Here is a 13,352-nt window from a genome sequence, read left to right on the forward strand (position 1 = left end):
CCTTTGAAAATTAACTCCTCATAACAAATCGTTCTTCGTTAGAGCTTAATAAACCCTACGTGTACGTATTAAACATTCTCACTCTTGGAAATATATAGTTCATGAATCATTTTTACATTTAGGTGAGATTTTTGAAATGAGGTAGCCAAATGTTTAATCAAATTATTCAATGGTCTGCTATTGTTCTTTCTTTAATTATTTTACTCATAACCTTAAAGAAATCACTTATCAGAGATTGTTTATACGTATTTCTAATTACCGTGTTTTTTAGCAGTTTTATTCCCGTAATTCTAATTGAACAGCATTATTACGAACATCCCGTCCGATTTCTCAGTCAATACTTCTCATCAGCGGTTTTGTTCGATTATCTTGCATTCCCAACGATAAATGTTCTCTTCAACCTAACAACGAAACGTTCGAAGCATGTCGGGGTATTGGCACAGGCTTTTTTATATAGTGCTCTAATGACAACAGTGGAATTTCTTTTAGAAAGGTATACCGAATTAATTAAATACTACAGTTGGACCTGGATGCACTCTTTTGTAACTTTATTTACATTTTTTTTGTTCCTGAAACTGTTAATGGTCCTTATCCGAACAGCGGAAGAAAGAGAAAGGAGCAAAGGAGTGGGTTGAATCAGTCAAACCCATTTGGCGTGGAAGTTCATGGAATTTATTGTTTATGTGAGGTGGTAGAAATTTCACGAAGATAACTCTTGTACTAGAAGCACCGGACAGACAAAAAGCCCGAAGGAAAGAATCCTCGGGCTTTTTCGTGCTTTTATTAACCACCTAAATTATGTTTACATTATTAATGCCATTATTTCTGCTTCTTCTTTTTTCTACTTCCATGATTTGGTTTGTTATCTTTCTGGTCTTTAGCATGATTTTCTTGTTGTTGGTCGTGTGTTGACATGATTTTATCCCACCCTTAAAGTCATTTTGAAGCACTATTATTGTGTGCATTTAAAGGGTGCACCTATACAATGAATTCCTCGAATACTGGTAGCTGGCAGGCTGACTGGGTAATTCCTAGTTCCAAGCACATTTTACAGCCTCTTCAAGTAATCCTTTGCGAACCTCTAACGGCAAGACCGTCACATCTACGTTGCGGTGTACAAAATATCAAAATCGCAGTAGACAACCTTTTGTTTTACATTGCTAGACTTAAAACGATAATTGCATGCTTCGAAGTCATCTTTTTCATGTTCATCTAACGCCACAATCTTAGCTACGCAAATGTGGATGAATCGTCAAAAGCATTGGAGGAATAAACATTATCTTCATCACCCATAATAATGTTACACCTTAGAGCTATTGATGACTAATGGTACTTGAAGGAATAAAGCCCAAGGATACTCCTCCCTTGGGCCTTTAAAATTGGCTTATAACAGAAATGACATTTAACTCTCTGTTCGATATGCTCAATCCTACAACTATTTTTGAGTAGTCATAGCATAGATATGTGGAATAATTACACCACCCCCCGGCTTCCACTCTTGAAACTCCGCCGTTTTGTAAGCATCTTCGAAGAATGCATTATATATTGAAAATTTACTTTGCCATTGCTTTGCACTTTGTGGCATCCGCTTGTTCAATTGCATGAATAACGTAATAAAGAATTCGCAGGGTGTTAGATCATACAAATTATGGGAGGTAAACCCTTTGCAAATTCATAAAATCGAAACATTTCCACTCTTATATCGTCTTCCCAAACCATATGGAGATGCCAACGGTATAAAAGCCTACCGCACCTGTTATCTGATCCGAATAACGACCAACACTGGTATCGAAGGTTGGGGTGAATGCGTCGATTGGCTGCCAACCTTGCAAAAAGGCTTTCACGAACGAATCATTCCTTATTTGATCGGTAAGTCAGTCACTGACAGAAGCAATTTAGTTTCGACTTTGAAAAAATGGCATTCCCGCTCGTCTGCAGCCGTGAGTATGGCTTTAACCGAGATTATGGCCAAATCATGCGGTATCTCGGTGTGTGACCTTTGGGGAGGTAAGTTTCGAGAGAAAGTGCCCGTCTATGCCTCATTTCAATCCTATTCGGAAGAAGCAGATTGGAAAGATCATTCCCTAAGGATTATTGAAAAGGTACTCAATCAAGGATTTGATAAAATCAAATTAAAGATAGGCGGAAAATCAATCTCCGAGGATCAACAACATATCGTTTTAGTTCAGACCTTGTTACAAGGTAAGATTAATTTGGCTTTGGACGCCAATCAAAGTTATGACGTAAATGCTACTTTACGCTGGCAGTCTCTACTTGAAACTTGGCCCAATTTTCTATGGTTTGAAGAGCCGCTGAAGCTCCGATACATTGCTGAATACGCATTGTTAAGAAACCGTTTGTTTGCTCCTTTAGCCGGCGGCGAGAATATTGAAAATGCAGCAGATTACATTCCTATTCTTAACCAGAATGCTTTGGATTATATTACTCCCGATCCTCTGCATATAGCTGGAATAGACAGTTATAGGGAAGCATTAAACTTAGCAAGAAGTTTTGGGATTCGCGTAACGCCACATACTTATGACGGAGCGTTATCACGATTATACGCTATTTTTGCTCATGCCAATTTGGAGCCTTGGAGCAAAATGGGAACGGACTCTATCGAACCTCTGGAATGGGACGTAATGGATAATCCTTTTGCTAAATTGGTCCCGGTTCGTCCATTGAATGGGGAAGTCGCTATTCCAAGTGGTAGTGGAATCGGCATCGAGATCGATCTTGATATACTTGCATTTTATCATTGGGACGGGAGCAATTATGTATAGTACAAAATATACGCATATTTCGAGCTTTGTTCTCCTTTAAGGGAAAAAAGATATGCCGCGAAACGAGCTTCTCAACGATCGTTTTGGGTACAAGGCGATGGACTAGAGCCCTTACCAATTGAATAAACGCCTACAGGACGGACATACTAGCGCCTGAAAGGAGTGTTGAAGATGGATCGTCAGAAAGAGACCGCAAGTGAACGTTTGCTATCGGACAAGTCTGAGATTGAACAAGCAAACATTCGAATGGATCGCGAATTCTACGGAGATACGGACATAGACCATCCGGAAGAAACAACGGTTCCGTTCATTAACCGCAATCAGAGCTGATTACTATGTAAGCAAAAAAAGGATAATTGAAAACCGTTAAAAGGTTATTTCAAAAATACCTGTTAATCGGTTTTTTCTCATTAGACCGACGAAGTGAAATACGCTTTCGGATTTATATTCTCATTAGACTCAATTGCCATTCCTCTAATAGCTCCAACGCCATAAAAAAAGGCCAACCTAATAATACAAAAAACCTTGGAATGAAAAAACTTTTTACTTTTTATTTCCGAAATAATTTTCATATCATTTAATACATTTTATCTTACTACAGTACTGTTTCAATCCATCCCAATTGCCCCATATGCATCCTCGACACTTCTTAGGTTGCCTAGGTTTTATTTCAATGCTCATATATTTCCCCTAACATGATTCAATTTACATTAAATTATCCAACAATTTTATAAATATACTAATAAACAATAAGAGCCTAAGGCATTTCTTGAGCTATTATGTTTCTGGTTAAATAACCAAAAAAAAGCGCCACCGGATCTTTCCGACTACCCTTAGCTCTACATCAGTGCAAAAATATTGAATAGTAATGCAAACTGAGGAAATATTAAATATAACAATTTTTAGAAAGATGATAATATGCAAAACCGAGCATAGATTTTATTAACGTCTGCAGAAATCGCAAATAATCAACCATTGCCCCGCATTCAGATAAACTAATGATGTTCCATGTTGCCACGTTAAACTCAGCCGGAATTGCACATTATGGCAGAAGTCTTGGTCAAACGACTGATTAGGAGAAATTTGCGTTCGATTTAAATCGGAAGTTTTGAATTTTGCAAAAGATGGAACAGATATTTTAATACAGAATGGTTGGTTGGAACAGCCGCCACAAGCAGCTGAAAGAGATAAACTAGCAAAATCATATTCCAACCACACAATGAAATTCCTAAGGTTAATAATAATAGAATCATGTTTATTGTATGATAAAGGTAGGTAGATCCATGCATCTTACTTTAGCTTTAATTACCATACTAACAGCATGGCGATGGTCCGATTGGAGGAATTGGAGGCAGTTCCACTCTTCTATGTTATACACTACTGCAGCTGGATTCTTGTATGAATTTTTAACTAGCTGGGATCAAGCATTGTGGGTCTTTCACCCAGATTTCTTATACAACCAATCTGTCACAATTATTATTTATGCTGTTGTCACAATTCCACTTTCAATCTTGCTTTATCTATCTAGATACCCCAAAACAATTGGAAAGCAAATTCGACACACATGCCTATGGATCGGCATCTATGTTTGCGCAGAAGTCATATTATTTGTATCAGGCAGGATAACTTATCAAAATGGATGGAATATGGGTTATTCAGTTATCTTTGATATGATAATGTTTCCAATGATTAAACTACATCACTCTCGGCCACTAATAGCGTACATAATCTCCATTCCCATTGTTTATGGTCTATTATTCTTTTTCCATATTAAGCTCATATAATCTGTCTAAGTGTATTTCATATTCACCGGTGTTCATGTACCTTTTGGCAGTAGAATAGCATCAGTATATTACTTTCGTCAGCCCATACCTTAAAGAAACATGAAAAGCAGATTATATTTGGGCATGTTAATTAAACTTATAAAAACAAAAAACCGCACTTCCCTTTTTCAGGAAGAACGGTTTATTTTTATTTCTTTATTCCTTCCAGCAAGAGGCCTTTTGCCGATGAGAGTTGTCTAATATCCTCCGCCGTATCCATATCCATACCCAGGATAATAAGGATAATATGGTTGGTAGTATGGGTAAGGTCTGAAGAATGGAAATACAAAATGAATAAATGGAAAATGCTGCCGGCGATATCGGCGATATCTCCTTTGACCATATGGTTGTCTGGTTGGATCATTTTCCCTTTCTTCGCCATCAACCTCTTCAGGAACTAACATAGTGACGCCATCATCGTCCATATCATCGATAATTCCCTCAAACTGTGACCCGTCTCTCATTTGCGCAATAACATGGTACTTCAAATATCTTTGACATAATGTTTTTGCATCGCCACCCATAGGGTTAGCTTGAATAGGATTCATTTGATACACGCGCCTATCCCTCCTTTAACTATCGTTAGGATATTCGCCCATTATAGAAAATGTTCATGTATTTATGAAAAAAAACACGGCACTAGAAGTTCTTGATATCCAAGATCAACACTCCACATAAGGAAAAGACCTTCTTATTAGCTAAGAAGGTCTTTTCCTTATGTGGATTTTCATGATAACCACTTTATCTTACAGAAGTGTTAAAAAAAGGATGTAATCTATTCTAGTGAACTAGTCAAAGAAATCAAATGCATCGTTTGGCTAGATTTCAGCACCAATATCTCTCAGGCCAATCAGCACCATAAACCGAAGGTAGAAGAGCGAACATGATCAAACCACTGTAAAATACTTTTAATCCAGCATCTACGGTATGCTTTTTAAGTTTGGTCCACTTCTGATACCTTGTATCTTCACTCATTATTATCCCATCCTTTTGATTATAGTGACAATACGACATTCCTATGAACGCTGCGCAGCATTCTATTAATTCTAAGATTGCCTTCATTTGATAAATATTACCAAATGTATCTGCAAAATAAATAGTACAAAAGATGCAATTATTATTATAGAGGGTTGTCGATTTCCTTAATCCCATCACCTCACTTTATTATTTTAGCCTTTTTTCGGAACGGCGCAAATAACGGAAACGAGATTGATGTCTCCGGCGCCCAGACCGATGTACCATTCATCCGATGCGCTCGATACGACCCGGGGTATGTGCAGGGACAAGCCGTTCATGTCCGGGTTCGGCGAGAAACCGGCCCGTTCCAACCGCTTGATCCAATCGGTCGTTGACTCATGCCGTTCGCAGCGCAAATGCTCAGAGTTTCCGATAATGTCCTCGATCTCACGACCGAAGAAAACTTTCAGCGCGCGCTTTTGTTCTGACGGTATATCCAACGAATCGATCAATTCGAATACTAGGGAGAAATGCTCCCAACAATGGACAAACCGGCTGATCGCATCGGACGTCTGATGGTCCGAATCCGGCTCGCACATGACGACGACGGCCGGACGAAGCGAGCAAAGCTTGCGTAATACGCCATTCTTGCCTGCCGATCCCACATGCGTATCGCGAATGTGGTGCAGCGCGAAGGAAGCATTGACAAGCATGCTGCCACCTACGGCCAACCTACTCCAAATCTCGTCGGGCATTCTCTCGACTTCGTACGGAATCGGATGAAAAGCGACGCGGATTCCGCAGCTTTCGGCGGCTTGCATAACGTTCTCCTGCGCTTGCTGCAAGCACTGTTCGTTCGGTTCGATCGCAAACAGCTCAATCAACGAAGGGCGTCTATCTTGAAGAGCCAGCTCCTGCAGTAGCGATACGATTTGACGTCCGGTGCCAATCCCGATCTCCAGGAACGAAACAGGTTCGCCGGGATGGACATAGCGGGCCAGCAGGCTGTTCGCAAGGCGCGAAGCGTTTGCGACCAAAGGATATTTTTGCGCTAGCAAATTAAACAGCGTGATCTGCGGAACATCGTACTTCCGCAAGTAGAGGTTCATTTGTTCGTTCCTCACGGGGTCCAGCCTCTTCATCAGAGCCGCGGCGAATAAATAAGGCAGCATATCGCCCGGATTCTCCTCGATCTCCAATGTCTCCGCGAAACGGGCAAGCTGCGTCCGGGCAACCGTTCCGCCTCCGTCAACCATCGATTCGAGCAGCAATGACCGGAGCTTCTCGTAAGAAGGTAATTGCAAAAGCGTCATTATTATCATCCTTTCTAGTGGTCCAATGCTAATAAGCTTACCATCCGCAACGTCCCGATGTCTTGGGAAGGACAGTCCCATGTTTCGGGAAAAAACCGGGAATACTTCCCAGGGAGCCGACCGGCTCAGTCTTCGGCTTGCTGGACAGTGTTACTACCTTATTTTCACAGATCACAGCGACAGGCGGTATTATCCATAGGTATAATTTAAAGTATACTTTCGGTCGATTTTGCCGAAGAGGAGCTGATTTGCATCGTGACATAAGTAGGGTAAGACGAGGGATTACTCCCTCGGACTCCCCGTCATACCGTGCATGCGGATTTCCCGCACATGGCTTTCCGAGGCTAACTTGGCCACGATCGGAGCACGGGACGTATTGATCAGATATGCCGAAGGACGCATACGCTTCAGCTCTGTCGCGCTAGTCAACGCCACTTGCTGATAGTCGTCTAATATCACACAGCGAAGCTTCATAATAAATTTGCCTCCTTCATAGTTCGCATAATTACACCAATCCTAAGCAGACGTAGGCAAATGCTTATACAACCCGCACGAAAGGACCCCCTCATATTAGGGAGCCTTTCATATTTGTTTATTTAACTTCCACTCGCATTTCATGACAAGATGATCCCCGAGTAACTCTGCGGTCAGCTCTCCATTCATTTTGACCATTAGGCTTCTTGCAATAAATAGTCCCAGTCCTGTTCCTTTGCCTGATCGAGATCGATCAGCCGTATAAAATCGGTCGAACAGGATGTTCAAATCGCTTGGTGTCAAATGTTTAGCTTCGTTGCGAATGGACAATACAACCGTCGACTTCAGCATCTCCATGCTGATCCAGATTGGTCCATTGGAATGATGAATCGCATTGGTGATCAGATTTTCAACCACACGCTTTATGGCAGATTCATCCGTATTCAAGACGATCTTTTCTTCGGGAAGTTGAATGATCGCCTCCCTATTGTGTTCATTCATCCTATCGTAGAAGCCCAATAAAATATCAGGGATTAAGGCGGCTATATCCACCTTCGCCATCTTTAGCTCATAATCCATAGATTCGATAACAGATAACTCGAAAAACTCGTTCAGCAGCACCTGCAGCCTCTTGGTTCGGCTTTTGGCAATCGATACATATTCTTGCTTCTCCTCTTCGGACAATTGATTGGATTCCAGCAGCTGAATATACCCGAGAATGGAAGTTAACGGCGTTCGCAGGTCGTGTGAAATGTTCGAAATACTCTGTTTCAGTTCGTACTCCGTCCGTCTTCTGAGCGATTTCGCATCTGCTACCAAATCCATTAGGTTGTTAATTTCCCCCGCTAGTTGTTCGAGGTCGCGTTCCAAAAAATTGAGGTCGATTTTTTTCCCCGTTAATCCCTGATTGTAGTCGTGTAACTGATGATGAATTCGCTTCATTTCTTTCTTCAACAGATATAAGCGAATGAGAGCAGCGGCCGCAATGACAACTGCAACTATAACCACATAAACCAACCTGATCTCACCCGCTTTCCCTAATTACTTAATTTCTTTCCGACGATACGCCCATGCGCCAATAAAACCGAAACAGGCAAAAGTCATCACCGGCACCCCTATCATCCGAAGCAGCTGCCCACCTTCTGGTGCAACCGTCCCCACATCGTACAGCTGCTTGAACACTGTATATTCATACAAATTTCGGATGAAAGGGATATACTGACCCACTATACCAAAGAGGAGGTCAATGCTTAAGAATAGCACGATCGTAATGGCAATGGTTTTACCACTTTCGGCCATAAGCGTAGCAAACAATGTGGCTATTGAAGCAAGCGCTGTGACGCATAGAATGGTAAGTCCAATCGTTCGGATGACATATATAAAGCCCGCTTCACCCGGCAACTCGCCAAATCCGGAGAACAGCGTACTAACAGTCATGTTGATAACAGGGAATATAAGCGCAAGTATGACGGTACCTAGACTGAATACCAATAATTTTGCCGTAAAAATCCTGCCTCTTCTATTCCCGCTTGAAGCAATGCTTTTCATGACTCCCGTGGAGTACTCACTTGAAATAAAGAAGCCTGCCAGTACGCAGAGCGCTATTTTAAAAATATTCGGGTTCCCTGAAATGGCATCCATGAACATCTCAATTCCTGTTGCTTGTGTCTCCCCATCCGCAATATGGTCAAAGTACTGGAACAATGGCCAAAATAAAGAGAGGCCCACTATAATAAGAATGAGCGTTCGGAACGACGGATCCATTCGCAGCTTATACCATTCTGATTGAATGAGATTATTCATTCTGCTCACCTCCAATTCGGCTGGTAAAGTAACCTTCCAAATCTTCACCCATCGGCATGAATTGTTCGATGACCAGTCCTGCAGCTGTTAATAGCACAGAAACTTTGCCAGGCGTATCTACAAATTGGTATAGCTTGATCGTCCCATCCGGCATAACCTCAAATTCAGAAGTAGCTAGCTCCTCTTCGATAACGGCAGCTGCTTTCCCAATATCATTCACTTTAATATGCAGGTAATGCTGACATTTCTCATTCAGATCTTTGGCTGATAACTGTTCTAGGAGCTTCCCTTTATGAATGATACCAAAGTGGGTAGCCAGTAGATGAAGCTCGCTTAGTATATGGCTGGAGATTAAAATGGTAATCCCGTTTTCGCGATTGAGCTTTTTGAGGAGCTCTCGCATTTCAACAACCCCCATCGGATCTAAGCCATTCGTCGGTTCGTCTAGAATCAGGAACTCCGGATCTCCAAGTAGGGCAATTGCCAGTCCTAGACGCTGCTTCATCCCTAAAGAGAAGTTTTTTGCTTTCTTCCTACCCGTATCTTGGAGTCCGACTAATGTTAGGGTTTTCTCGATGCAAGCTTTGCCCGGAATCCCTTTTAGAAGCCTATGCGTCTCTAAATTTTCTCGAGCTGTCATATGCGGATATAAAGCCGGACTTTCAATGATCGATCCGATTCGTTTCCTCGCCTCGCTCAGTTCCTCTGCTTCCCTCCTACCAAACAATTCGATGGAACCCTCTGTCGGAAAAGCCAACCCACTGGCGATACGGATCAAAGTCGATTTGCCCGCACCATTTTGACCAATAAAACCGTAAATGGCACCTTTTTTAATGGACATATTCACTCGATTAAGCGCATGTTCCGCCTTGTAGATCTTAGTCAAATTATTGGACTGTAATACATATTCACTCATGATCTCACGACCTCTCTATGTAATAGCTTCATTATCGGAGGCAAGACATAAGTGATCATAAAGGGATTATTAAGAAAACCTTAAGTCTTCATTTGAGGCGGTACCCCATTCCCCATAATGTTTCTATGTAGTCCTCTTCGGGATTCGCTTTGGATAGTTTGTTTCTTAGATTGCTGATATGTACGTTGATGGTGTTGTCATCCCCCACAAAGGTGTCCTCCCATACGCTCTCGAATAAATTCGCTTTAGAGAATACTTTTTTCGGAAAGGATATGAAAAGCTCTAGAATTGAAAATTCTCTTGCGGTTAGTAACACTTCATTGTGGTTGATGGTTACGACCTTCGTATCTTTGTCCAAACTAATGTCCTTGTACTTGATTCGATTGCTTGGAGCAATGCTGGCCAAACGTTTGTACCTTCTTAAATGAGAATCAATTCTAGCCGATACCTCTTCGATATCAAATGGCTTCGTTATATAATCATCTGCCCCGATACGAAGGGTTGCAACTTTCGTCTGTTGCTCTTCTTTAGCCGAGATTACGATAACAGGTATCGAATTCTGTTCGAGTATTTTAACAAGGAGCTCCTCTCCTGTCAGACCCGGAAGCATTAAATCAAGCAATACCATGTCCCATTCCTGTCTTTCCAAATAAATCAGGGCTTCCGTTCCGGAATAGGCAGCTTGAGGGAAATAACCGCTTTTCTTTAAAATTTTGCATAGTAGTTGGTTAATGTCATTATCATCTTCAACTACTAAAATGTGAATGATCTTATCCATCATTTACACCTTCTATCAGTAAGTTTACTTTCATTTATTTACCATAAGCCATGTTAATCAGAAATTCCTCCAAAAACTGAAAGGAGTTGTGCAGCATGATTAAATTGTCTGTTTGGATAACGTCTCAAAATATTCTACAACGACTTCACGGAACTCCAGAGCAGCCCGCGAAATATATCGACTCCTGTGCCATAATAAAGCTATTTCCCGTACCAATTCGTGATTCTCTACTTGGAGATATATGATATGTTCCTGTGAAAACCTTGCCGTGCTTGGTATGAAGGCTATGCCAATTTCGGCTTCCACAAGAGTGCTTAGCCTTGCAGGTTCATCTCCCTCATACACATATTTAGGTACAAATCCAACCGATTTGCATATAGAGTCCACTAGATCGCGAGTACCGTAGCCTCTTTTTACACCGACAAACCATTCATCCCTTAGTTCTGTCAAGGATACGCTACGTCGGTCTGCCAGCCGATGCCCTTTTGGAACAGCTACAAGGATCGGGTCGATGAACACGATTTGACATTCAATGTCGTCCCCTTGTATAGGAGGTGAGGACAAGCAGAAATCGACCTCTCCTCTATGGAGAAGCGTAACCATTTCCAGAGTGGTCAGCATTTGCACATGAAATTGGATATAGGGCTGCTTTTTCCGAAACTCTCGAAGGATATTTGGTAACGTGCTTGCTGTGGTCACCGCCAATTCGAGTGTGCCGTATTCCGGGCTGGATAAATCGCTAAGCTCCTGCTTCCCCTGTTCTAATTCAAACAAAGCCCTTTCTGCACGCCGAAGGAATCTGCTTCCGAACTCATTCAAACGTAGCTTCCTCCCTATTCGATCGAAAAGAGGGACCCCTAAATCCTCCTCCAAGCGTTGAATCGTTTTGCTTAGTGACGATTGAGTAACGTGCAGACTTCGTGCAGCTTCGGTCACATGTTCCAAACGAGCTACCGCGAGAAAATATTTCAGTTGAAGAAGTTCCATTTTGCACCTCCATTCATTCCCTCAAGTCAATGATATCATAACATAAAATGCGTTGGAATAAATAAACGATTTCAAGTACGATGACTTTAATACGCTTTGGGGGGACCAAAAATGAGTGTTCACAGCAGGTGGTTGATGACTTCCGTTGGACTGGGGGTACTATTGAACCCATTAAATTCTTCGATGATTGCTGTTGCTATTACAAGGCTGCAAAATGTGTTCCAACTTGACTTTACAGGTGTTTCCTGGATTATTTTTTCTTTCTACATTGCAAGTAGCATCGCTCAACCTGTCATGGGAAAGGCTAGCGATTTATTCGGTCGTAGGAAGATATTTCTTACTGGGCTTGTTGTAGCCTTCATTTCATCATTATTAGCTCCACTATCACCAAACTTTGGCTGGCTTATCGTGTTCCGCATTGTGCAATCCATCGGAACTAGCATGATGGTTGGGGTTGGAATGGCCATTGTTCGAATTCATATTACGGAGAAACAAGCGACTGCGCTGTCTGTTTTATCCATATTCCTATCAGGAGCGGCAGCAATTGGACCCTTTATTGGCGGGGTCTTGATTCACTGGTGGGATTGGCCTGCTATTTTTTTCGTCAATATTCCGTTCGTGGTGGCTAGCTTTCTATTGGCTTGGAGGACTATTCCAAAGGACGAACCGCCAACATCCGTTGCACTAGCCATGTCCTTTCGTAAATGGTTCGATTTGATTGATACGTCAGGGATCCTGCTCTTCACAGTGGGTCTGGTTGCTCTGCTCGCTTCCTTACTCTCAGCAAAATCATCTGGGCATATCTCATTAGGAAATGTCATTGTCGGGCTGATAGGCCTCGTGCTACTTGTGGCTTTCGTACGACATGAGTTAAAAGCGACGTCACCCTTTATTCCTTTGCGCACATTCGCCAAATATCCTGCGATGACTTGGGTTAATGTCGAATTCATGCTCGTTAACGTACTTTTTTACTCACTCTTTTTCGGGCTTCCGTCCTACTTGCAAATGGTACGTCATGTCAGCGAGTTCCAAACAGGGATTCTCATGCTAAGCTTAGGCTTGTCCTCGCTAGTTACTTCTCCAATAGCAGGACGATGGATCGATAAATCAGGACCCAGGCCGGCATTGCTGGTGTCCGCAATGCTGATGACATTTGGGTCGGTGTGGCTCGTGACATTGAATCAAACTTCACCGGTTATCAGTGTGTGTTTGGCTTTGGCTGCATTCGGTATTAGCAACGGGTTGAACAATGTCGGTATGCAAGCGGCCTTGTTCCAAAGTACTCCAATAGAAATCATCGGTGTAGCATCCGGATTATTTAATACATCAAGATACCTGGGAACCATTCTCTCTTCCTTGTTGATTGGCATCGTAATGGGAAATAAGTTCAGCTTCGAGGGATTTCAAGTGCTTGGAATTATCCTCACGGTAATTGCATTGTCTTTGGTATTCATGAGTCGGCGGCTCCGGAAGTCAGGGCAATTGCAAGAGTCTTAGGTTCACCAAGTTCAAATTAAA

At 42.1% G+C, this 13,352-nt stretch carries 15 protein-coding genes; 6 read left to right on the forward strand and 9 right to left on the reverse strand.

Going from position 1 to position 13,352, the window contains the following annotated elements:
• Positions 1-149 precede the first annotated feature (149 nt).
• The 5 genes from QFZ78_RS38460 to QFZ78_RS05975 all read left to right on the forward strand — a co-directional run bounded on the left by QFZ78_RS38460 (position 150) and on the right by QFZ78_RS05975 (position 4,567).
• Complete coding sequence (locus QFZ78_RS38460) at positions 150-635, forward strand: CBO0543 family protein (protein ID WP_373461002.1); 486 nt, start codon at positions 150-152, stop codon at positions 633-635.
• A gap of 1,029 nt (positions 636-1,664) precedes the next feature.
• On the forward strand, positions 1,665-2,783 hold the full coding sequence (locus QFZ78_RS05960) for a mandelate racemase/muconate lactonizing enzyme family protein (protein WP_307546109.1): 1,119 nt from the start codon (positions 1,665-1,667) through the stop codon (positions 2,781-2,783).
• Positions 2,784-2,954: 171 nt separating this feature from the next.
• Entirely contained in the window at positions 2,955-3,113 is a 159-nt protein-coding gene (locus tag QFZ78_RS05965) for a hypothetical protein (RefSeq protein ID WP_307546110.1), read from the forward strand.
• A 778-nt stretch (positions 3,114-3,891) separates the two neighbouring features.
• Positions 3,892-4,062: a hypothetical protein gene (locus tag QFZ78_RS05970; RefSeq protein ID WP_307546111.1), complete on the forward strand. Its 171-nt coding sequence runs from the start codon at positions 3,892-3,894 to the stop codon at positions 4,060-4,062.
• Between the two features lie 4 nt (positions 4,063-4,066).
• Positions 4,067-4,567, forward strand: coding sequence for a CBO0543 family protein (locus QFZ78_RS05975; protein WP_307546112.1), 501 nt, complete (start codon positions 4,067-4,069; stop codon positions 4,565-4,567).
• A 236-nt stretch (positions 4,568-4,803) separates the two neighbouring features.
• On the opposite strand, the gene QFZ78_RS05980 is transcribed toward QFZ78_RS05975, so the two are convergent.
• The 9 genes from QFZ78_RS05980 to QFZ78_RS06020 form a co-directional block, all read right to left on the reverse strand.
• Positions 4,804-5,163: a hypothetical protein gene (locus QFZ78_RS05980; protein ID WP_307546113.1), complete on the reverse strand. Its 360-nt coding sequence runs from the start codon at positions 5,161-5,163 to the stop codon at positions 4,804-4,806.
• Positions 5,164-5,431: 268 nt separating this feature from the next.
• Positions 5,432-5,581 (reverse strand): hypothetical protein, encoded by a 150-nt coding sequence (locus QFZ78_RS05985; RefSeq protein WP_307546114.1) that lies wholly within the window; start codon positions 5,579-5,581, stop codon positions 5,432-5,434.
• A gap of 194 nt (positions 5,582-5,775) precedes the next feature.
• A complete protein-coding gene (locus QFZ78_RS05990; protein ID WP_307546115.1) occupies positions 5,776-6,885 on the reverse strand; it encodes a GRAS family protein in 1,110 nt (369 codons plus the stop codon).
• A 273-nt stretch (positions 6,886-7,158) separates the two neighbouring features.
• Entirely contained in the window at positions 7,159-7,350 is a 192-nt protein-coding gene (locus QFZ78_RS05995) for a hypothetical protein (RefSeq protein WP_307546116.1), read from the reverse strand.
• A gap of 108 nt (positions 7,351-7,458) precedes the next feature.
• Positions 7,459-8,358: a sensor histidine kinase gene (locus QFZ78_RS06000; protein ID WP_307546117.1), complete on the reverse strand. Its 900-nt coding sequence runs from the start codon at positions 8,356-8,358 to the stop codon at positions 7,459-7,461.
• Between the two features lie 33 nt (positions 8,359-8,391).
• Positions 8,392-9,153 (reverse strand): ABC transporter permease, encoded by a 762-nt coding sequence (locus tag QFZ78_RS06005; protein WP_307546118.1) that lies wholly within the window; start codon positions 9,151-9,153, stop codon positions 8,392-8,394.
• Positions 9,146-10,069 (reverse strand): ABC transporter ATP-binding protein, encoded by a 924-nt coding sequence (locus QFZ78_RS06010; protein ID WP_307546119.1) that lies wholly within the window; start codon positions 10,067-10,069, stop codon positions 9,146-9,148. The genes QFZ78_RS06005 and QFZ78_RS06010 overlap by 8 nt, the downstream gene beginning before the upstream one ends.
• Before the next feature lie 88 nt (positions 10,070-10,157).
• Positions 10,158-10,847 (reverse strand): response regulator transcription factor, encoded by a 690-nt coding sequence (locus tag QFZ78_RS06015; RefSeq protein ID WP_307555512.1) that lies wholly within the window; start codon positions 10,845-10,847, stop codon positions 10,158-10,160.
• 99 nt (positions 10,848-10,946) lie between these two features.
• The gene (locus QFZ78_RS06020; RefSeq protein WP_307546120.1) at positions 10,947-11,834 is read right to left on the reverse strand and encodes a LysR family transcriptional regulator; all 888 of its coding nucleotides are present in this window, start codon (positions 11,832-11,834) and stop codon (positions 10,947-10,949) included.
• 111 nt (positions 11,835-11,945) lie between these two features.
• On the opposite strand from QFZ78_RS06020, the gene QFZ78_RS06025 reads away from it, so the two are divergent.
• The gene (locus tag QFZ78_RS06025) at positions 11,946-13,331 is read left to right on the forward strand and encodes an MFS transporter (protein ID WP_307546121.1); all 1,386 of its coding nucleotides are present in this window, start codon (positions 11,946-11,948) and stop codon (positions 13,329-13,331) included.
• Positions 13,332-13,352 lie beyond the last annotated feature (21 nt).

This window comes from Paenibacillus sp. V4I5, assembly GCF_030817255.1.
GTDB lineage: Bacteria > Bacillota > Bacilli > Paenibacillales > NBRC-103111 > Paenibacillus_E.

What these genes read in the sequence shown, in the direction of transcription:
- QFZ78_RS38460 (WP_373461002.1), top strand. Translation starts at nt 150, where the DNA reads ATGTTTAATCAAATTATTCAATGGTCTGCTATTGTTCTTTCTTTAATT.
- QFZ78_RS05965 (WP_307546110.1), top strand. Translation starts at nt 2,955, where the DNA reads ATGGATCGTCAGAAAGAGACCGCAAGTGAACGTTTGCTATCGGACAAG.
- QFZ78_RS05975 (WP_307546112.1), top strand. Translation starts at nt 4,067, where the DNA reads ATGCATCTTACTTTAGCTTTAATTACCATACTAACAGCATGGCGATGG.
- QFZ78_RS05985 (WP_307546114.1), bottom strand. Translation starts at nt 5,581, where the DNA reads ATGAGTGAAGATACAAGGTATCAGAAGTGGACCAAACTTAAAAAGCAT.
- QFZ78_RS05990 (WP_307546115.1), bottom strand. Translation starts at nt 6,885, where the DNA reads ATGATAATAATGACGCTTTTGCAATTACCTTCTTACGAGAAGCTCCGG.
- QFZ78_RS05995 (WP_307546116.1), bottom strand. Translation starts at nt 7,350, where the DNA reads ATGAAGCTTCGCTGTGTGATATTAGACGACTATCAGCAAGTGGCGTTG.
- QFZ78_RS06005 (WP_307546118.1), bottom strand. Translation starts at nt 9,153, where the DNA reads ATGAATAATCTCATTCAATCAGAATGGTATAAGCTGCGAATGGATCCG.
- QFZ78_RS06010 (WP_307546119.1), bottom strand. Translation starts at nt 10,069, where the DNA reads ATGAGTGAATATGTATTACAGTCCAATAATTTGACTAAGATCTACAAG.
- QFZ78_RS06015 (WP_307555512.1), bottom strand. Translation starts at nt 10,847, where the DNA reads ATGGATAAGATCATTCACATTTTAGTAGTTGAAGATGATAATGACATT.
- QFZ78_RS06020 (WP_307546120.1), bottom strand. Translation starts at nt 11,834, where the DNA reads ATGGAACTTCTTCAACTGAAATATTTTCTCGCGGTAGCTCGTTTGGAA.
- QFZ78_RS06025 (WP_307546121.1), top strand. Translation starts at nt 11,946, where the DNA reads ATGAGTGTTCACAGCAGGTGGTTGATGACTTCCGTTGGACTGGGGGTA.